The sequence below is a fragment of the Pseudodesulfovibrio sediminis genome (assembly GCF_020886695.1).
Classification (GTDB): domain Bacteria; phylum Desulfobacterota; class Desulfovibrionia; order Desulfovibrionales; family Desulfovibrionaceae; genus Pseudodesulfovibrio; species Pseudodesulfovibrio sediminis.
This window is the reverse complement of the sequence record NZ_AP024485.1, coordinates 1,201,269-1,220,722: the sequence shown is the minus strand read 5'-3', so window position 1 is coordinate 1,220,722 and position 19,454 is coordinate 1,201,269. Positions and strand designations below refer to the sequence as shown.

The 19,454-nt window shown below is 54.7% G+C and carries 15 protein-coding genes; 6 read left to right on the top strand and 9 right to left on the bottom strand.

Going from position 1 to position 19,454, the window contains the following annotated elements; genetic code table 11:
• Positions 1-126 precede the first annotated feature (126 nt).
• Positions 127-882, top strand: a complete 756-nt coding sequence (locus SRBAKS_RS06000) for a substrate-binding periplasmic protein (RefSeq protein ID WP_229594952.1) — start codon at positions 127-129, stop codon at positions 880-882.
• A 206-nt stretch (positions 883-1,088) separates the two neighbouring features.
• Here SRBAKS_RS06000 and polA read toward each other — a convergent pair whose 3' ends face one another.
• The 5 genes from polA to SRBAKS_RS05975 all read right to left on the bottom strand — a co-directional run bounded on the left by polA (position 1,089) and on the right by SRBAKS_RS05975 (position 9,636).
• Positions 1,089-3,740, bottom strand: coding sequence for a DNA polymerase I (gene polA, locus SRBAKS_RS05995; protein WP_229594943.1), 2,652 nt, complete (start codon positions 3,738-3,740; stop codon positions 1,089-1,091).
• Positions 3,741-3,889: 149 nt separating this feature from the next.
• Positions 3,890-4,885: a DHH family phosphoesterase gene (locus tag SRBAKS_RS05990; protein WP_229594941.1), complete on the bottom strand. Its 996-nt coding sequence runs from the start codon at positions 4,883-4,885 to the stop codon at positions 3,890-3,892.
• Between the two features lie 3 nt (positions 4,886-4,888).
• Complete coding sequence (locus SRBAKS_RS05985) at positions 4,889-5,398, bottom strand: bifunctional adenosylcobinamide kinase/adenosylcobinamide-phosphate guanylyltransferase (protein WP_229594939.1); 510 nt, start codon at positions 5,396-5,398, stop codon at positions 4,889-4,891.
• Positions 5,395-6,219 (bottom strand): cobamide remodeling phosphodiesterase CbiR, encoded by an 825-nt coding sequence (cbiR, locus tag SRBAKS_RS05980; RefSeq protein ID WP_229594937.1) that lies wholly within the window; start codon positions 6,217-6,219, stop codon positions 5,395-5,397. The genes SRBAKS_RS05985 and cbiR overlap by 4 nt, the downstream gene beginning before the upstream one ends.
• A 315-nt stretch (positions 6,220-6,534) precedes the next feature.
• Positions 6,535-9,636, bottom strand: a complete 3,102-nt coding sequence (locus tag SRBAKS_RS05975; RefSeq protein WP_229594927.1) for a UvrD-helicase domain-containing protein — start codon at positions 9,634-9,636, stop codon at positions 6,535-6,537.
• Between the two features lie 92 nt (positions 9,637-9,728).
• Here SRBAKS_RS05975 and SRBAKS_RS05970 point away from each other — a divergent pair, with 92 nt between their 5' ends.
• From SRBAKS_RS05970 to SRBAKS_RS05960, 3 genes are all read left to right on the top strand, one after another.
• On the top strand, positions 9,729-10,202 hold the full coding sequence (locus SRBAKS_RS05970) for a MarR family winged helix-turn-helix transcriptional regulator (protein ID WP_229594925.1): 474 nt from the start codon (positions 9,729-9,731) through the stop codon (positions 10,200-10,202).
• 154 nt (positions 10,203-10,356) lie between these two features.
• Positions 10,357-11,427, top strand: a complete 1,071-nt coding sequence (locus SRBAKS_RS05965) for an efflux RND transporter periplasmic adaptor subunit (protein ID WP_229594922.1) — start codon at positions 10,357-10,359, stop codon at positions 11,425-11,427.
• A 9-nt stretch (positions 11,428-11,436) separates the two neighbouring features.
• Positions 11,437-14,610 (top strand): efflux RND transporter permease subunit, encoded by a 3,174-nt coding sequence (locus tag SRBAKS_RS05960; RefSeq protein ID WP_229594920.1) that lies wholly within the window; start codon positions 11,437-11,439, stop codon positions 14,608-14,610.
• 78 nt (positions 14,611-14,688) lie between these two features.
• Here SRBAKS_RS05960 and SRBAKS_RS05955 read toward each other — a convergent pair whose 3' ends face one another.
• Positions 14,689-14,985 (bottom strand): late competence development ComFB family protein, encoded by a 297-nt coding sequence (locus SRBAKS_RS05955; protein WP_229594918.1) that lies wholly within the window; start codon positions 14,983-14,985, stop codon positions 14,689-14,691.
• A gap of 152 nt (positions 14,986-15,137) precedes the next feature.
• Between SRBAKS_RS05955 and SRBAKS_RS05950 the strand changes: the two genes are divergently transcribed.
• Positions 15,138-15,752, top strand: coding sequence for a hypothetical protein (locus tag SRBAKS_RS05950; RefSeq protein ID WP_229594916.1), 615 nt, complete (start codon positions 15,138-15,140; stop codon positions 15,750-15,752).
• 235 nt (positions 15,753-15,987) lie between these two features.
• Positions 15,988-16,635 (top strand): peroxiredoxin-like family protein, encoded by a 648-nt coding sequence (locus SRBAKS_RS05945; RefSeq protein WP_229594914.1) that lies wholly within the window; start codon positions 15,988-15,990, stop codon positions 16,633-16,635.
• A 55-nt stretch (positions 16,636-16,690) separates the two neighbouring features.
• On the opposite strand, the gene SRBAKS_RS05940 is transcribed toward SRBAKS_RS05945, so the two are convergent.
• The 3 genes from SRBAKS_RS05940 to trpS all read right to left on the bottom strand — a co-directional run bounded on the left by SRBAKS_RS05940 (position 16,691) and on the right by trpS (position 19,432).
• Positions 16,691-17,866, bottom strand: coding sequence for a pyridoxal phosphate-dependent aminotransferase (locus SRBAKS_RS05940; RefSeq protein WP_229594912.1), 1,176 nt, complete (start codon positions 17,864-17,866; stop codon positions 16,691-16,693).
• A gap of 79 nt (positions 17,867-17,945) precedes the next feature.
• Positions 17,946-18,374: an FKBP-type peptidyl-prolyl cis-trans isomerase gene (locus tag SRBAKS_RS05935; RefSeq protein WP_229594893.1), complete on the bottom strand. Its 429-nt coding sequence runs from the start codon at positions 18,372-18,374 to the stop codon at positions 17,946-17,948.
• A 68-nt stretch (positions 18,375-18,442) separates the two neighbouring features.
• Complete coding sequence (trpS, locus tag SRBAKS_RS05930) at positions 18,443-19,432, bottom strand: tryptophan--tRNA ligase (protein ID WP_229594881.1); 990 nt, start codon at positions 19,430-19,432, stop codon at positions 18,443-18,445.
• Positions 19,433-19,454 lie beyond the last annotated feature (22 nt).

Below are 19,454 nucleotides of genomic sequence, written 5' to 3'. Positions count from 1 at the left end.
TTGGGAGATTGTTGACTGTTTAAAACTTAGTGTTTAAAACAAAATCAGATGGGAAATTATATTGCTTTTCAAAGACTTTTGGTGGTGTGTACCAATATAATCATCGTTCTCTTTCTGAGTTCGAGCATGTTGATTCATACTGCCCTGGCAGGAGAGGAAGAGCCTGCTGATGCGGACGGGAAAATACTGGTTATCGATTACCCGGATTTCTGGCCGTTTTTTTCACGTGATTCTGATGGGAATATGGTTGGTTTTTTTTATGAGATCGTATCAGAGGGCTTGTCTCGCATTGGGGTGAAATCGTACTGGAAGAGCTTCCCTTGGGGGCGATGTCAGGCGCAGGTTCGTAGCGGCGAGGCGCATGCCATGGTTACGGTGCCCACGCCGGAGCGCTTGCAATATGCCAACACTCATGAACATCCCTTCTATATAAAAAAACAGACGATATTCACCAGTGCCGATCATCCCAAGCTTGAACAAATCAAGGCTATTCAAAGTCTGGAGGATATCAAGAATTTGGATTTGACAGTGGTTACGTATGTCGGCAACGGTTGGAATGAACAGAATATCGTTGCTCATGGTATCAGGACATACCACGCCCCATACCTCAAGAATGTGTGGCGCATGCTTGCCAACAAGCGCGGGGACATCGCCATTGAATGGCCTGTCGCCGCCTGGTCTTTTATTGAGGAATCGGGGTTGTCGAAAGATATCGTTCAGACCGATGTGTCGTTTGCCCCGATGTCGTTTCATCTGCTGATCAGCAAACAGTATGCGATTTCCAAACGACTGTCGGAGTTTGATGCGGTTATTTTGCAGATGAAGAGGGATGGGACCATTGACGCGATAGTAGAGCGGTACATGGGAATGTCTCAACCCTAGAAGGGACGCGGCTTTTTCTCCATGGGCTTAAGAGCACCGCCCCGTTGATCGGGGCTTTTTTGTGGGGAAAGAAACGTCTTTTGGCATAAGGAAAAACGAAGAAAGAGCCGTCGCTGCCGCACAACCTTCCCAAGCAGGAATCTGATCGGACTGGCTCCGCTCCCCGAACAGTCGTCCGCCTCGCTCCCTCCCGGTTAACTGTTCATTTAATGCGCCTCAGCCCAATTCTTTCCTATTCCTAAATCTACCTTGAGCGGTACATCCAGCTTGGCTACGTCCTGCATGATCTGTTTGAGTCGAGCTCCGGCGGCTTCTATGTTCTTTGCCGGGGCTTCCACTATGAGTTCATCGTGTACTTGCAGGATGAGTTGTGCGCCGAGTTTTTTGAGTTCCTGATCCTTGTAGGCCGCGACCATGGCCATTTTAATGATGTCGGCTGCCGAGCCTTGAATGACTGTGTTCACGGCCTGGCGTTTGGCCTGGGATGCGAGCTGGTTGTTGCGGGAGTGCAGCTCCGGGAGCAGGCGGCGGCGTCCGGCAAGAGTGGTCACGAAGCCGTGCGTTTGCGCGTCTTCCACAATGGTCTCGTAGTAGGCCTTGAGGGTCGCCATCTTTTCAAAATAGGTTTCCGTGAATTCTTTGGCTTCGGTTTGTTTGATCTTGAGTTCGCGGGCGAGCTTTTGCACACCCATGCCATAGATCAGACCGAAGTTGATGGTCTTGGCTCCGCGTCGCTCATCGGTGGTCACGTCTTCCACGGCCTTGTCGTTGAGCAGAGCGGCGGTGCGAGAGTGGATATCTTCATCATTACGGAAGGCATCCAGCAAAGCCGGGTCCTTGGAGAAATGGGCCAGCACCCTGAGTTCGATCTGGGAGTAGTCTGCTGCGGCCAGCATGTTGCCTTCTCCGGCACAGAAACAGCCGCGCATTCGTGGGCCGTGTATACCGCGAATCGGGATATTCTGCAGGTTCGGTCGCGAGCTGGAAAGGCGGCCCGTGGCTGTTGAAAGCTGATTGAAATGGGTGTGCAGCCGTGAATCCGCATCCACCAGTTTGGGCAGTGGTTCAAGGTAGGTGGAGCGCAGTTTTTCCAGCATGCGATACTGGAGCACCGCCTCCACAATGGGGTGTTTGTCGCGAATCTTTTCAAGCACCTGGTTGGCGGTGGAGCGCAACCCGGTGGAGGTCTTGCCACCGGCCTTGATATCCAGCCTGTCGAACAGAACAACGGCCAACTGTTGGCTGGAGCGGATATTGAACTCCTCGCCAGCGAGTTCAATGATCGTTCGTGTCAATTCGGCAAGCTGGCTGCTGACATCGCCCAGAAATTCCTGGAATGCCGTGAGATCAATACCGATACCGGCCTTTTCCATCTCCACCAGCGCCGGGATGAGCGGGATTTCCAGCTCGACCATGAGCCTGGTCAATTCCGCGCCTTCCACCTGATTCTTTATGCCCTGCATATAGGCCAGCGCGGCCAGTCCTTTGGAGTGCGGGTGCAGGTCTTTGGCGGGCTGGGCAAATTCCGGGCGACCATCCTGAAACATGGACTGTTTGAGGCGGGCCCAAGTGTAGTTTCGGGATTCCGGGTCCAGCAGGTATGCGGCCAGACTCAGATCAAACCATTGGGATGAAAGAATATAATTCCACGATGAGTCGGCGCGAAGCAACTCCTGCACCGACGGCGTGGCGATGATGCTGGCGTTCTCAAGGGCGCGGACCAGATCGGGCACGGGACCGGTGTAGCGGTACTCCGTGTCCATCAGGCCGACAAAAAACGTGTCGTCTTCAAAGGTCAATCCCACGTCTTCACCTGCCAGGCTGGGCAGGGCGTCCGCAGTTGCTGCTTCGGTAACGGCAAGGGGAGCCTCGGGCTTCTCTGCTGCCGGGGCGTCGCCGAAAAGTGACAGCATGCCGTCACCACCGGCCTTGCTTTTCGCTGCGGTGGCTGCCGCTGCCGGGAGCGTGTCAGCCTTTTTCGGACGGGGAATATTACGCTGAAGTCCGCGCAGCTCATATTCGTCCAGGAATGCGCTCAACTTGTCGGTATTGATATCCTTGACGATGAATTCCTCCACTGGCTGATCACAGCAGTCGGTCTTCATGCGGGTCAGTTCGCGGTAAAGGAAAATATTTTCCAATTCAGGCTCGATCTTCTCGCGCAGCTTGTCCGGCAGGCGGGTGTAATTCTCTTGTACATCCTCCAGGGTGGGGCCGGTCTCGGCAAAAATCTTGCGTGCGGTCACTGGGCCGACCTTGGGAATGCCGGGGATGTTATCGGCCGAGTCACCGATTATTGCCTGAAAATCCGGCCACGTGTCAGGCTCCATGCCTTCTTTTTCACGGAATCCGTCCAGCGTATAGATGGTTTCCTTTCGTCCATGCTGGCTGATCATGACCACATTGTCGTCAAGGCATTGCTTGAGGTCCTTGTCCGAAGCCATGATGATCACCGGGCGGTCTTTCTTGTAACGATTGGCCAGTGCGCAGATGCAGTCATCGGCCTCGACACCATCCGAGATCAGCAGCTTGAGGCCGAGGAGTTTGACCCCTTCCTGCACCGGTTCGATCTGCTGGGCCAGCGGTTCGGGCATGGACGGACGATTTGCCTTGTACAGATCATATTTTTCATTGCGGAACGTTGGCCCTTTGCCGTCCATCATGAAGGCCACATGGGTGGGGTTTTCATCCTTGAGCAGGTTCATGAGGACGCGCAGGACCGTATTGATCGCATTGGTCGGAAAACCGTCCGAACGGGACAAGTCGGCGCGGGCGTAGAATGCTCTGTAGAGCAGGGCAGTACCGTCAATGAGGTAGACAGGTTCCGTATCGAAATTGAGGCGTTCTTTTAATGACATGGTCCACTCATATTCACTGTATGGGTTAACGTGTTTTGTTTCGTGCGCATGCAGATCGCAAAAAAATACTGGCCCAAAGAGTAGTTGGCGTACACATGGGCCGGTTTCATCACAGCATGCAGCAGTCTGTATGGCTGGCTTTGTCGGAGTCAGATACGGCGTATGGTGCGCTTGGAAATGCGCCCGAGGCGCTTGAGCATGAAGATTTCCGGGTCTTCTCCATTGAGCTCTTCGATTTCCACTTCGGCGCGGGCAGCCTGCTTGTGGCCACCGGCAGAGCCGAGTCCGGCCATGAGTTTTTGCGCCATGGTACCCATGTCGCGTCGGAGACCGTCTCCACGCAGGATGCAGACGAGCTTCTCGTCCGACGTGCCGGAAACAACGACCCAGGGGACATTGTGAACACGGGTGAAGAAATCAGCGACAATAACCAGAATATCCGGGTTTTCAACGTTGCCGCAATGTGCGAACAGGCCGTGACCGATGCGGCGCAGATTATAGAAAGCGCGGGAGAAATAGCGCATCCAGTCGAGATGGAACTCGCTGCGACTGATGCGATTCATGAGTTTTGAATCGGAATATTTGCTCAGGTATTTGAAGGCGGCCATGTCCGCATCAATGAACTTGCGCTCAAAGGTGCGGGTGTCGCAGCGGATACCGTACATGAGCGCCGTGGCCAGCAGTTTTGCCGGGCGAATCTTCATGTTGTAGAGATACTCGGTCATCATGGTGCAGACAGAGCCGTATTTGGGCCGAATGTCCACAAAATCCGCTTCCACCGGATTGTCCGGGGCAATGGGATGATGGTCGATGACTACGGAAAAATCGAATGGCTTGAACTCGGGATTGTGATGGGGCTGAGAGTCGATGAGAGCGAATTTGTTGTACTGGGCCGCGAGATTGGGAATGAGTTTCTGCGTGGGTATGCGGCAGTAGCGGATCATGGACAGGTTGTCCGGTCGTTTGATTTCATTGATCTGAGCAATTGCTACGGCGTTGACCTTGCGTGCCATCATTCGCCTTAGGGCGAGTGCAGAACCCAGGGCATCCGGGTCCGCGTTTATTGCTATAAGCCAGTTGTCGTCTTTGTTGAAGAGCTCGAGGAGTTGCTCGACCTGTTCATCCAACTGTCGAAAAAGTGCCACAAACTATCCCTGTTTCAGGGTTAACGGTAGCCCTGCCGCAACCAGAAAGACCTGGTCAGCGACAACTGCGATGCGCTGATTGAGCGCGCCGAGGCTCCGCACAAAAGCTCGAACCGCACTGCCGGCTGGCAGCGGTCCAAGTCCTGTCTCACACGAGACCAGTATCAGGGTGCCATCACCCCAATTCTCAAGAACTTCCATGAATTCTTGTAACTTTTCCGCCTCCTGGCCCGCTTCTCGACAGGCGAAAAGCCAGTAGTCCAAGCTATCAACAAGCACGGATGGAAACGGCAATTTATCCTGTCTCAGCGTCTGTGGCAAGTCTTCGGAAACTTCGATTACCTCAATTTCAGAGGCCCTATTTGTGCGGTGTTGACGTATTTGCTCTCTGAATTCGAGATCTTTTGCCTTTCCTGTAGCAATAAACACCCCCGGATCGGGTGCGTCAGCCAATAAATCAAGGGCGAAGTCGGATTTGCCTGACTTGTTCCCTCCGAGTACCAGGATGATCATTTTTTATGGCTCCATTCGGACATCCATTGTCCGAGTTGATTCAGGGATGCGAAAAGCCCATTTTGGTTAAAGACTTCAAGGGTCACCGTGGCTGAAGGCGCATTCTCAAGCAGGGTTCGCAACGTTGATTTGCCCTCCTCGGAGAGGTGGGACAGCGGCCAGTGCTTCATTTTTTTTTCCTCGCCATAGACATGCAACATACGCACGGTTTCCCATAAATGGGGTAAATTCAGCACGTCCTGTTGGCTATACGCGAGAATATGGCCGATATCCAGGCAGGTGGAGAAGCCACCAGCCAGGATTTCCTCCCAAATGGGCGTCAAGCTGTGGCCTCGGATATTTTCGATCAGAAAGCTGGCCGGAGCCACACCCTTGTCGCGCAATCTGGCTGCCAGTGGCAGGAGCATGTCCGGTGCAGTGGGCGGGTGCAGCACATAGGCTCTGGGTGAAAGGAAGGCGGCCTTGTCGATAAGCCCCTCAATCTTGCGCCAGATGACATCCAGCCCCAGTGACCAGTCAAAATCCAGCGGCATATGGACGTGCCACGAGCAGTCCAGTTCGGACAGATGAGGGGGCAGGTCGTCTTCGGTATACGCAAGACAGGCGTCTGCTTCGAAAAAAAGCAGCGCGATTTCCGGGAAATATTGCGCCAGAAAGAGGCTGTTCTCCGCTACACCGGCTGGAAGCACAAAGGATGGCGCGGCAAGGGTGAACGGAAAGTCCAGGCCCATCCGTTTTTGCACATCAGCGACGGAAACGGGGACAGTCTGCGCAGAATTTTCCCTGTTGCGATCAGGCGAGGATTTGGAAATGTCAGGCATTGTTGGCATATTGCTACCGGGCATGGCTATTGCAAAAATATTGTCAGGAATGAACCCTATAGATAAGGACAGAGCCATGAGGACATTTCGAGAACAGTGTCAGCATATATTGAATCCGCTTCATGTGTTCTGTCGTTTGCGTCAGTTTGGGGTGAATCTGGTGGCGGCGCGTCACGTTTGTCGGATGTACGAACGTGGAATCTATCGGTTTATCCTGTAGCCCACCTTGCTTTCTTTTCCCAAAAACATGACTGGCAGAGGACTCTGCCGATACGCTCCCCCTCCGGATTGCCGGAGTGGCACGGCTCGGCTGTCCTAATCAAAAAAACCGAGCTGTTTTTCCTTGGTCACTTTTTTGGCAGCCAGGGTGGATTTGGTCAGCAGGGATTTGGGCAGCTCCCGTAAATATCTGGACGGGGGCAGGTTCAGGGTCTTGCCATAGAGTTGTCGGGAATCCGCGCGGCTGATGTAGAGATTCCGTTTGGCGCGGGTCATGCCGACATACATGAGTCGGCGTTCCTCTGCGAACCGTTGGCCCCGGCCCGGAGTCAGCGTGACCTTGGCCGTGAGCAGGTCCATGCCCGCGAACGGCAGAATACCTTCTTCACAGGCCGGCATGAATACGGCATCGTACTCCAGGCCCTTGGCTGCATGCAGCGTCATGATCTGGACTTTTTCCACGGACTTGCGGACCAGTTCCAGTTCCGATTGCAGGGAGACCCAGTTGACCAGTCCTTGCCAGCCGCCGCGGTTGTCAAATTCCTTTTTCAGTTCCTTAAACTGGCGACTGTCCCAGAAAAATTGATCGAACGGCGGGGTTTCGCTCAGGTAGGCGGCCAATCCCACAGGCCCTTTGGCCAGGATATGGTCCGGCAGTTTTATCACGTCTTCGGAATCGGCCAGGGTCATTCCAAGGAACTGTTCCGCTGCTTTCAGAATGCTCGCCACGCGGGGTTCCTGCCAGAATCCTTCCAGTTCAGGGGTGGATACCGGAATGCCAGCGCGTTTGAGCGCTTTCTCGATGACCGGGATGAGCGCCTTGAAACGGACCAGCACGGCGATGTCGCCGGGTGCCAATTCGCCGCCGCCTTCCTGATCGGAGATGGAGTGACTGGTGGCGCCGATGAGGCCTTTGATCTTGTCGCTGATCCAGGTCGCTTCGCGCAATCCGTCCGGCCCCTCAAAGAGGTGAACCGTGGCCTTGATGTCGAGGTTGGCGTTGAGCTTGTCAGCGTCAGGGAACAATGCGCCTGAACAGTCAAGAATCGTCTGCCCGGACCGGTAGTTCTCGGTCAGGGTGATGGGCTGCATGTCGCTCCACAGTTCCTTGAGCCGGCTCTCCACATCCGAAACCGCACCCCGGAATCCGTAGATGGACTGTTTGGGGTCGCCGATGCAGAACAGGCCCGTCCCGTCTTTCTTGGCAATGCCTTTGATGGCAGCAAGTTGCAGGGGAGTGAGGTCCTGCACTTCATCCACGAGTACATCGGTGTAGGGCAGGCGGAACGTGGGAGCATCGGACTGCTCCAGCATGAATTCGAGCAGGTCGGTGTAGTCGACCAGATCCCAGTGGTTTTTCTGGTTGCCGTAGTTGATGTGTGCTTCGGCCAGATCGTCGGGCAACCCGGAAAGCTGTTCGCGTGCCAAGATGTATTTGTTCCAGTAATGATCGAGGTTCTTGCCCGCGAATTCGGGATTTACCTCGGCGAAAAGTTTTTTTGCAGCGGCTTCGGGCAGGACGATCGGCGTGTCGGAGTAGACATGCTTCCAGTAGTCGAAGCAGAGGGAGTGGAGTGTCCCGGCCTGCGGCGTGTCCGCGTCTTCTCCGCGCAGTTGACGGATGCGTTCACGCAGTTCCTGAGCAGCCCGGCGGGTGAAGGTCAGGGCCAGGATGCGCTTTGGGGGAACGCTTTCGTCGATGAGCCGATCTATGCGGCCCATGAGCGTCTGTGTTTTACCTGTACCGGGACCTGCAAGAACCAGAACCGGGCCGGGGCCGGCGTCAATGGCCGATCGTTGGGCGGCATTGTAAGTGATGGGGTGTACATCAGTCTTGGGTTTGGAAAAAGTTGGGCAGGACAAGGCTGTTTCACCGATATCCCGTCGAGCCTCCGGGCGTTCTATGGCCACCAATGTGCCTCCGTTCTTGATCTGGGATCGTTCTTTTTCCGAAAAAACCGAGATGACGCCGAATTCACCGTCAAAGCCGGATTTTCGAATGACCTGTCCTTCGCGCATGCGGGACAGTCCCTCGCCAAGATAACAGGAGTATTTGTTCAGGTCTTCGGGCGGGACGCGCTGGAGGATATCCATTTCGTTGCCGAATTCCTTGATGAGTTTCATGTAGAGCGTGTTTACTTTCTTGGAGTTCGGTCCTACTCCCACCACTTCGGACAGGATCTCCTTGAGCGGAATCATGGAAACGAAATTGGCGGCACCGGCTGGTTTGACAGGTTCCTGCCGGTCGGCCAGTTCAAGCACCCGGTTATAGACGCCCACGGTTACGGGCTTGCCGCAGACCGGACAGATGCCGTCGCGGGCAATGGTCTCGTGTGGGTCCAGTACAACGCCGCATTTGCGGTGGCCGTCAAGGTGATACTTGCCTTCCTCCGGGAAGAATTCCACCGTGCCGAGAAATTTGTGGCCCAGCCCTTCGCTGCGCAAAGCCCGGTAAATGCCTTCGTATGAAATTTCGCCTCTGAAGAGATTGGCTTCGCGCCCCAGTTTTTCCCCGGAGTGGGCGTCGGAGTTTGAGATAAGCTTGATGCGGTCCAACTCGCTCCAGGTCCAGTTCATTTCCGGGTCGGAGGAAAGGCCGGTTTCCATGGCAAAGATCTCATCAGAATAGTCGCCATAACATTCTCGGATGGAATCAAAGCCGGATTTGGAGCCGAACAGAGAGAACCAGGGGGTCCAGATATGGGCCGGGACCAGGAACGCCTGCGGGTGGCATTCAAGCACCATGTCCATGAGGTCTCGGGAGTCGAGCCCCAGAATGGGGCGGCCATCCGAAGCGAGGTTGCCCACCTGGCCGAGCTTTTCGTTGAATCGTTTTACCGCGTCGAGATTCGGCATGTAGACAAGGTTGTGCACCTTGCGCACTTTGCCGCCTCTTTTATAAATGGAGCTGATCTCCGTTTGGAGCATGAAACGAACGCGGCCGGGGATTGTTCCGTCAAAGGAGGGAATCTCGTTTTCCAGGCCGCCGGGGTTTTTCAGGGTGAACAACCCTTTGCCGTTATCCTGCAGTTGTTCTTCTATTTCCGCCAACCACTCAGGGTGGGTGAAGTCTCCTGTTCCCAAAACCGTGAGTCCCTTGAGTCGGCCCCAGGCTGCGAGGTTCCGGATGGTCAGTTTCTTACTCGTCGCACGGGAGAAACGGGAATGGATGTGGAGGTCGGCGGTGAATCTTTCCATGGCGGGAACAGTATAACCATCCTCCTATTAATGCAACCCGTCAGGGCGAAAAATGGGTTGACCGAAAACTTTGTTGCAGATACAACTTTCGAATGTCCGTAGACAAACTGAATCCGCGTGAGGCTCTGGGCTTTCTGTCATGGAAAGTTTCCAGGCTCTTTATTAATGAACTGACCACCAGGTTTATCGACGAAGGCATGGACATTACCGTAGAGCAGTGCCGTGTTCTTATCCCCTTGGCCCAGGTAGACGGTTTGAGCCAGGGGCGGTTGTGCAATGTCCTGTCTCAGGAGAAGACCGGGGTCAGCCGATTGGTTGTCGCCCTTGAAAAACGGGGGCTGGTCCGGCGCGAGGCAAGTAAGGAAGACCGTCGGGTCAAACATATTTTTATCACTGATGCAGGGCGCGAACTGGTGGAGCCAGCCGTTGATACCATTCTTGAAAATTATTCGAATCTGGTTCGGGGAATTGATCCTGAAGAGTTGGCAATATGCAAGCGTGTTCTGTGGCAGATTCTGGAGCCGACCCTGGATGAAGCCTGTCGAGGGGAAGGGGCGGGCCGATAGCGATCGGCATGGCTGTCAGTTGGATGTCTGTAAGTAACACCTCTACAGGGGATGATGTCTTTTTGTGGGACTGTCCAAGGGACAGCCTGCATGATCATGGCTTTTCATGTTCGTCTGAAGTGTGGAAAAGCTGTAAGGAAACAGTGGGTTTATTATGATACGTTTTCGCATTTTTTATTGTGTTTTAGCGTTGCTTGCAGTGATTGCAACTCCGGCCCTGGCCCAGAAAGGCGGTGAACGTCCGCCATCTCCTGTGGTGGTGGACAAGGTCACCAGCGGAGATATGGCTCCCCAGACAGAGTTTATCGGCACGGTGTATTTTACTGAGATATCCAATGTCGCCGCAGAGGTGGAAGGCAAGCTCGTGACCCTGAACGTGCAGGATGGTCAGCGCGTCAAAAGCGGGCAGCCGCTGGTACAGCTTTCCTTCGACCTGTTGAATCAGTCCATTGCCAATGCCAAGGCGTTGATGGATCAGGCGCAGGCCGATTACGAACTGGCCAAGAGAGAGAACCAGCGGACGACGACCTTGTACAAGAGCCGCACCGTGGCCGAGGGCGAGTACGATTCCAAGCGCCTGGCTGCCCTGTCCGCCGAGAAGCGGACCATTGCGGCCAAGGCCATTCTCAATCGGTTGCAGGTTGAGCGGTCCAAGAAAACCATCCGTGCTCCCTTTGACGGTGTGGTGCTCGAGCGTAAGGCCTTTCGTGGTGAGTGGGTCTCCACCGGGACAGTCGTGGCTGTTGTGGCCCGTGACGATGAGTTCGATGTGGTGGTCAACGCCCCGCGCGAAGCTTTTGGCGTGGTCAAGCCCGGTTTGAAGGTCGCTATCAAGGTTGCGGACAAGGAAATCCCCGGTACGGTCTTTGCGGCCATTCCCAAGGGCGATGTGGCCACCCGCACGTTCCCGGTCAAGATTCGTGTGAAGAACGATGGCTCACTGGCTGAGGGTATGGAAGCCCGCGTTGTTTTGCCCAAGGGGTTGGGAGGCACGACGCTGATCGTCCCTCGTGATGCCATTATTTCCTCACGCGGACAGATGGTTGTCTGGGCCGTGATCGACGGCAAGGCCGCTCCCATGCCCGTCTATGTCGTCGGGTATCGTGGCATGGAGGCCGGGGTAAAGTCCAAGGTCCTCAAGGAAGGCATGGACGTCGTGGTCAAGGGGAACGAGCGGTTGCGTCCCGATCAACCTGTGGCCGCACAGCCGGTTCAGAAGAAATAGAGGTTTTTTATGGATATTATAGGAACCGCCATACGAAAACCCGTGGCCGTGCTCGTGGGTGTCATCCTGGTCGCCATGTTCGGCCTGGTTGCCCTGTTCAGCCTGCCGTATCAGCTCTCGCCGAACGTGACGGAGCCTGTCATCAGCGTCACCACAACATGGTCTGGCGCGACGCCCTACGAAATGGAGCGCGATGTTGTCGAGGAACAGGAAAAGGTGCTCAAGGGCATCCCCGGCCTGACCCAGATGGAGAGCGCCAACTACAACGCCCGTTCGGAGCTGACCCTGAAGTTTGAGATCGGTACCGAGATCGACAATGCCTTGTTGCGTGTTTCCAACAAGCTCGACGAAGTACCTGAATATCCTGATGATGTGGACAGGCCCATCATTTCTGCCACCGGCGCGTCCACGTCTCCAGTCATCTGGCTGATTCTGGAGACGCTGCCGGGAAACGATCAGGATATCACCACATACCTGACCTATTTTGAAAACGACATCCGACAATATATCGAGCGCGTGAACGGCGTGGCCGATCTGTTCGTAGGCGGTGGGCGGGAAGACGAGATGCATATCATCGTCGATCCCGTGAAGCTGGCCTCGTACAACCTGACCGTCACCGAACTCATAGACGTCCTGAAAAGCGAAAACGTGTCGCTTTCAGCAGGCACCCTCGGCGTGGGACGCCGGGATTACCGTATTCGTACGCCAGCCGAGTTCAAGACCCCTGAAGATATTCAGTCGGTCGTGATTTCGTCGTCCGGCCAGTTCCGCGTGACCCTTGGCGATGTCGCCACTGTGGCCCGCGGCAACGAGAAAGCCACGGTCGCCATGCTCTACAATGGAAAGACCGGCATGGTCGTCGGCATCAAGCCGGAGCCGGGAACCAACGTCCTGGCCATGACCGATGAAGTCCATAAGGTTATTGAGGATCTCAACGCCGGTCCTCTGGCTGAAAAAGGCGTTCATTTCAACTGGGTGTATGATCAGCGTCCGTATATCAACGGCGCCATCGACCTGGTGCAGAACAATATCATCATCGGTTCCATTCTGGCCATCGTGGTGCTGTTCGTTTTTCTCCAGTCATTCAGTTCCACCATTATCGTCGCCGTCAGTATCCCGGTGTCCATCATCGGCGCGTTCATCATGTTCGCGGCAGCGGGGCGGTCCCTCAACATCGTGTCCATGGCAGGTATCTCCTTTGCCGTGGGTATGTTGGTGGATAACGCCATTGTCGTGCTCGAAAACGTGGACCGACATCGACATATGGGTAAATCCGCCTTCAGGGCCGCCTATGACGGAACCAATGAAGTGTGGGGGGCAGTGCTCGCCTCCACGCTGACCACTGTGGCAGTCTTCCTGCCTGTTGTTTTCATGGAACAGGAGGCCGGGCAGTTGTTCAAGGACATCGCCATTGCCGTGACCTGTGCCATCGCTCTGTCTCTCTTCGTGTCCGTCCTGGTTATCCCCATGCTTGCCAATCAGTTCTATGGCATTGCCGAGCGTAAGCAAGGTAAACGAAAAGCTGCCGACGGCCCCAGAAAACCTGCTGGCCTGTCCATTGCCAAGGCCGCGCTCAAGCCGTTGACCGCCATTGGTGGCAAGATGGCTGACGGTATCACCGCGCTCCTGCGGTTGTCCCTTGCCAACTGGGTGAATCGGTTGGTCACGATTGTCTGCCTGACAGCGATGTCCGTGCTCATGGTGGTGACCATGTTTCCGAAGATGGAGTACCTGCCGCAGGGCAACCGTAACCTGGTGCTCAATATTCTGATCCCGCCGCCGGGACTCTCCTATCAGGAACGGTTCGACATCGGTAAGCATGTCTTTAACGAGGTTGAGCCGTATATGGGTAAGCGTGTGGGCGATATCCCCGGCATAGAAAGCATGTTCTTCGTGTCTGCGCCGACCATCAACCTGTTTGGCGCCATCTCCACTGAAGAGCAGAATGCTTCCGGACTGATCCCGCTGTTCATGCGTGTTCTCAACTCCATTCCCGGCATGTTCGGGGTGTCGCTTCAGGCGTCCATCTTTGAACAGGGACTGGGTGAAGGCCGTGTCATCAACGTTGATTTCTCCGGTGAAAACCTGGATCAGCTGGTGGCGGCCGCCGGGACCATGTTCGGCATGACCAGCCAGGCCATTCAGGGGGCGCAGATCAGACCGATTCCGTCTCTTGAGCTGCTTTATCCCGAGGTCCGGTTTCATCCGTATCGTGACCGCGTCAAGGCCGTGGGGCTGACTTCTTCCGACCTGGGCACTGCCTTGGATGTCATTCTGGATGGTCGCACCATCGGTGACTTCAAGGAAGAGGGTAAAAAGAAAATCGATCTGGTACTCAAAGGGTCCACAAGGGATGTGGCCACTCCAGAGGAACTTTATTCCCAACTGGTGGCAACGCCCAAGGGCTGGGCCGTGCCGTTGTCTTCTCTGGCCGACATGGAAAACACCTACGGTGTGACCCAGATTCGCCATTTGGAGCGGAAACGTACCATCACCCTGCAGGTCACGCCGCCTACTGACATGCCGCTCCAGAGCGCCATGGAAGTCATTGAGCAGCAGCTTATACCCGGCGTGCAGAAGACCGGTCTGATGGAAGGGGTGTCCGTGCGCCTGTCCGGTGCGGCCGACAAGTTGACCGTGACCCGCGACGCGTTGAAGTGGAACTTCATCCTGGCGCTCATCATCACCTATCTGCTCATGTCCGCGCTGTTCGAGAACTTCATCTACCCGCTGATCATTCTGTTTACCGTGCCGCTGGCCGGTGCAGGTGGATTCCTCGGATTGTGGCTGGAGAATATCTTCATTGCGCAGCAGCCTCTGGATATTCTGACCATGCTCGGGTTTGTCATCCTGATCGGCGTGGTCGTGAACAACGCCATCCTTATCGTCCATCAGTCGTTGGGGAACATCCGTGAACACGGCATGGAGCATAGAGAGGCGGTCATTGAGGCGACCCGGACGCGCCTCAGACCGATCTACATGTCCGCAACCACGTCTGTTTTCGGCATGCTGCCGCTGGCCGTGGCTCCCGGTCCCGGTTCCGAGTTGTATCGAGGGCTGGGCGCGGTTGTCCTTGGCGGGCTGGCGCTTTCCACGGTGTTCACCGTGTTTGTTATCCCGGCTTTGCTGATGTTCGTCATTGGTATGGAAAAACCGCGGAAGCAGGGCGATACCTCACTCTGATACCGTACCCAATAAAAAAGACAAAGGCGTGTTCCGAACAATCGGGACACGCCTTTTATTGTTGTTGTGGGGAGGAATTCAATTACCGCCCCGTGTCGGGTTGTCCAATACACGTTCTATGGCTATGCGGATCTTGTTGTTGATTTCGTAGTCGGAAATACGGTTGGAAATGATGATGGAACCGGTCTGGGCATAGGCGGCTGGGATAAGGTTCAGCGACAGAGCAAAAATATCCTGTATGTCCAGATCTTCGAAAATGAAGTCAGGATAATATTCATCAATGATTACAGGGATGAGTTCGACGACGCGCCTCTTGTTGCGGTTGGAGATGCTGGAGACATCGACATCCTTGATGATCAGTGGCTTGCAAGACATGGGGTACTCCCTTGGCGTTCGAGGTTATCCCGGTTTGATATAAGCATACAATCGTTTCCAGTTCCGTGCAATGCATCTGGTACGTTTTGTGCTGTATCAGGGTTGGGGAGACGTGTGGATAGAGAGTCTTTGTCTATGGCCTGGAGGTCGCCATGCCCACACAACCTATTGATCATACTGTACAAGGGTACGGATACAAGCAGTCCCGCCGCACGCAGTCGGACGTGGACTTCTCTCTGGGTGCTGACCAGTCAAAAAACCGTCATGAATCGGGCGAGAATCAGGATGCGAATACTCGTCAGTTCATACAGTCAATTCTGAGTAACGTGCCTTCACGGTCGGCTGGCAGTGTCTCCTTTCGGGAAATTGTCGAGCAGTATACGGCATTGCAGTCTGACTGGAATCGTGCCGTCTGTGATGATCTGGCTGAACTCGGCGTCAAAGTAACCGCACCGTTTCGGCTCATGTATGACACGGCAGGGAGTATCTCCGTGGCTGGAGAGCATGGAGACAAAGACATGATCAACGCCTATTTCACCGCAAACCCCAGCCGTATAGAAACATTCGGCGAAGCGTTCAGGCTCGGTAAACTTGCTGATATAGCAGAAAATCGACTGACGCCGAGTGAAATGGGACAGTCACTTCAGGTGGAGGCACTGTCTCTGTGGTATGCGTCCAATATGGATATCTCCACCTTGTATCAAGGCGGTGGGCTGTTGCTCGGATCAGGAGGCGGGATATACAAAGGTCTGGATATTATGGTTTGAGTGTGCTTCTTGGTCTGGAAAGTCGTATGTCTGTCGTATTTCCTGTTTTATAAGTCATGTTTATTGTATTATGTGCAATACATACTCTGAAATACACTGTGTGTTGTGCCCCACACGTCTTTTGTGTTCGATTCTGATACACCTTATATGAATATAATATCATTCTTTCATCTCTCCTAAAAAAGTGTATGCTGTACTGTGCGCGGATGCACGTTCATGCTCAGGAGAATGTTGAATGACTGATCTTAATACACAGATTACCAAGTTCGAAGCAGTAAAGAAGCAGAGGGTGTCTGCGGATGACCTCAATACCATGGAACAAGTCACTCAGGAGCTGAAAGCCATGGGTGTCGGGGATCAGGCCCTCAAGGATGGGGAACAGGTTCCTGACTTCACTCTGCGCAATCATAAGGGAGAGGCGCGGACATTGGCCGGATATTGCAAGGACGGGCCGGTTGTTTTCAGCTTCTACCGCGGCGGGTGGTGTCCATACTGCAATCTGGAGCTGGCCGCTCTACAACGGGAACTCCCTGCGATCAAAGCCGTCGGCGCACAATTGGTGGCCATAACGCCGGAAGTCCCGGATGAATCCCTGTCGGTTTCGGAAAAGGACGCGTTGCCCTTTGATATCCTGTTTGACAAGGGGAATACGGTGGCTGAATCCTTTGGTTTGGCCTTTGTTCTGCCCGAGAAATTACGCCCGATATATGCCCGCTTCGGCATTGATATTCCGGCCTCATACGGTGACGATTCGTTCAAACTGCCTGTTACTGCCACATATATCATCAAAACAGATGGCTCTGTGGCCAGTCACTTTGCAGATGTGGACCATACGAAACGACTTGAACCAGCCAAGGTGGTCGAGGCGTTGAAGCAGCTATAAAAAAAGCGGGAGCATGGTCACCATGCTCCCGCTTTTACAAGACGTTTCAACGTGTTCAGGCGTATTGTTCGAGGTAGGTTTCAAGCCGGTTCATGCCTTCCTCGATGTGCTCCATTGATGTCGCATAGGAGAAGCGGATATAGCCTTCCGCCCCTTCTCCGAAATCAATGCCCGGGGTCAGGGCGACCTTGCCTTTTTCCAGGATGTCATACGCAAGCTTCAATGAGCTGCCGCCGAATTTTTCGGCAAGGTGACGCATGTTCACCAGCACGTAGAATGCGCCGGTGGGTTCATGCTTCATGGCAAAACCCATCTTCTTGAGACGGTCGATCATGTAGACGCGTCGCTTGTTGTAGATGGTCTTCATGCGTTCAACGTCCTCTGCGGATTCCTTGAGGGCCGCGATGCCGCCCCATTGCGCCATGGTGTTGGCGGAAATGAAGAAGTTCTGGCAGAGGTTCTGGAGTGTGCGCATGAAATGGGGCGGGGCGATCATGTATCCCAGTCGCCAGCCGGTCATGGCATAGAGTTTGGAAAATCCGTTGAGTACGAATGCCTTGTCCGTGAATTCAAGAATGGAATGCTCTTTCCCTTCGTAGACCAGGCCGTGGTAAATCTCATCCGAGATAACCCAGATGTCCTTTTCTTCTGCGAGCTTGGCAATGGCGTCCATGCGTTCTGCCGAGAGCAGGGTGCCTGTGGGATTGGCCGGGGAGTTGATGAGGATGGCCTTGATGCGGTCATTGGCTTCCAGTGCTTCACGAATGGCGGACACGCGGTACTGGAAGGCGTCGTCTTCACTGACCGGTACCTTGACCGGTTTGGCTCCGGCAAAGGTGATGAAGTTGTCATAGCAGGCATAACAGGGGTCAGACGTGATGACCTGATCTCCTGCTTCGAGGATGGTGGAGAACAGGGCGAGCATGGCCGGGCTGGTTCCCTGGGTGACCGCAATGTTGGCCGGGTCCACGTCAATGTCGTAGCGCGCCTTGTGATCGTCCGCGATAGCCTGACGCAGTTCCTTGAGTCCCAGCGAGTGGGTGTAATGTGTCTGCCCTTTTTCGAGAGCTTCACAGGAAGCGCGATTGATGCATTTGGGGGTATCAAAGTCCGGTTCGCCCACGCACATGCGGATGACCGAGTCACCCTCGCGTTCCATCTCTTCGGCCCTTTCATTGAGTTCCATGACCAGGAAGGGGGTAATGCCGCAGCAACGTTCTGAAATGCTCATGTCTCGTCTCGTCAATAAGTAAAACCCGCCTCTCGCCGATGCAGCAAGAGGCGGGATAAATTAATCGATGTATAGCTATTTAAGCTACTTCAACGACCTTGATATCAAACACAAGGGTTTGACCGGCCAGCGGGTGGTTGCCGTCCAGAGTGACCATTTCCTCATCGAACTCGGTCACGCGAACATAGGCAGGCTGGCCCTCCTCGGTGCGGATTTCCAGCATGATACCGGCTTCCAGTTCCACGTTGGGGGGCAGTTGCTCCTTGCGAACCTGAAAAACCAACTGATCGTTGGGGTCACCGTAGCCCTCCTCGGGCGGGATCTCCACAGTCACGGAATCACCTACGGATTTGCCGATAACGGCCTTTTCGAATCCGGCGATGACCATGCCTTCGCCCAGTTTGAACTCCAGAGGCTCGCGGCCTTCGCTGGAGTCGAATTGGGAACCGTCAGCTTTGAGTGTGCCGGTGTAGTGAACCTTGACGGTGCTGCCTTTCTGAGCAGTCATAAAATCTCCTGTATGTTAGATGGTGCCGGAAGTTCTTCGGCAATCGTCACTGTATATATGGTTTTGAGCTAGAAGTCGAAGTTGATTGTTTTACGGACTTCATCCATGGACTTTTCCGCAAAGGCACGGGCCTTGGTGTTTCCTGCGTGCAGGATTTCCTGCACACGTTCGTCTGTGCAGGCGGCCCGGCGTTCGTGCAGAGGAACGAGGAATTTTTCCAGGGATTCCATCAGCACCTTCTTGCAGTCCACACAGCCCCAGGATGCGTCGCGGCAGCCAGCCTCTATTTCGGGCAGTCTGGCCGGATCGGTCAAGAGCTTGTGGTACGGGAAGAGGTTGCAGATCTTGGGATCGCCCGGATCGGATTTGCGCATGCGGTTTTCATCGGTCTTCATGCTGCGCACCTTGGGCATGATCTCTTCGATGGGTTCGGACAGCATGATGGAGTTGCCATAGCTCTTGGACATCTTGCGACCGTCGAGGCCGGGCAGCTTGCATTCCTCGGTGAGCATGTCCGCCGGTTCGGGGAACAGCTCGGTCTCATTGAGGTGGTTGAAGCGTCGGGCAATCTCGCGGGTCAGCTCCAGGTGCGGCAGTTGGTCCTTGCCCACAGGGACTGCGCAGGGCTTGTACATCAGAATATCGGCGCTCATGAGCACCGGGTAGCCGAGGAAGCCATGGGTGTTCAGTTCCTTCTGCACGAGCTGGGTGCGCTGTTCCTTGTAGGTCGGACACCGTTCCAGCCAGCCCAGAGGCGTGTACATGGACAGGATCAGGCTCAGTTCCGCATGTTCCTTGACCATGGATTGTTGGAAGATGCTGCACTTTTCCGGGTCCAATCCGGCGGCAACCCAGTCCTTGACCAGACCGGGGACAAATCCTTTGGTCTGGGTGGGGTTGGCGTATTCACTGGTCAGGGCGTGCCAGTCGGCCACGAAGAAGAAACAGTTGTAATCTTCCTGGAGCTTGAGCCAGTTGGCGATGACGCCGAAGTAATGACCAAGATGAAGAGGGCCTGTGGGCCGCATGCCGGAAACAATGCGTTGTTTTTCGCTCATGATGAAATTGACTTTGCGTTGA

Coding starts and splice junctions, on each gene's coding strand:
- SRBAKS_RS06000 (WP_229594952.1), top strand. CDS start 127: ATGTTGATTCATACTGCCCTGGCAGGAGAGGAAGAGCCTGCTGATGCG.
- polA (WP_229594943.1), bottom strand. CDS start 3,740: ATGTCATTAAAAGAACGCCTCAATTTCGATACGGAACCTGTCTACCTC.
- SRBAKS_RS05985 (WP_229594939.1), bottom strand. CDS start 5,398: ATGATCATCCTGGTACTCGGAGGGAACAAGTCAGGCAAATCCGACTTC.
- cbiR (WP_229594937.1), bottom strand. CDS start 6,219: ATGCCTGACATTTCCAAATCCTCGCCTGATCGCAACAGGGAAAATTCT.
- SRBAKS_RS05975 (WP_229594927.1), bottom strand. CDS start 9,636: ATGGAAAGATTCACCGCCGACCTCCACATCCATTCCCGTTTCTCCCGT.
- SRBAKS_RS05970 (WP_229594925.1), top strand. CDS start 9,729: ATGTCCGTAGACAAACTGAATCCGCGTGAGGCTCTGGGCTTTCTGTCA.
- SRBAKS_RS05965 (WP_229594922.1), top strand. CDS start 10,357: ATGATACGTTTTCGCATTTTTTATTGTGTTTTAGCGTTGCTTGCAGTG.
- SRBAKS_RS05960 (WP_229594920.1), top strand. CDS start 11,437: ATGGATATTATAGGAACCGCCATACGAAAACCCGTGGCCGTGCTCGTG.
- SRBAKS_RS05955 (WP_229594918.1), bottom strand. CDS start 14,985: ATGTCTTGCAAGCCACTGATCATCAAGGATGTCGATGTCTCCAGCATC.
- SRBAKS_RS05950 (WP_229594916.1), top strand. CDS start 15,138: ATGCCCACACAACCTATTGATCATACTGTACAAGGGTACGGATACAAG.
- SRBAKS_RS05945 (WP_229594914.1), top strand. CDS start 15,988: ATGACTGATCTTAATACACAGATTACCAAGTTCGAAGCAGTAAAGAAG.
- SRBAKS_RS05940 (WP_229594912.1), bottom strand. CDS start 17,866: ATGAGCATTTCAGAACGTTGCTGCGGCATTACCCCCTTCCTGGTCATG.
- SRBAKS_RS05935 (WP_229594893.1), bottom strand. CDS start 18,374: ATGACTGCTCAGAAAGGCAGCACCGTCAAGGTTCACTACACCGGCACA.
- trpS (WP_229594881.1), bottom strand. CDS start 19,432: ATGAGCGAAAAACAACGCATTGTTTCCGGCATGCGGCCCACAGGCCCT.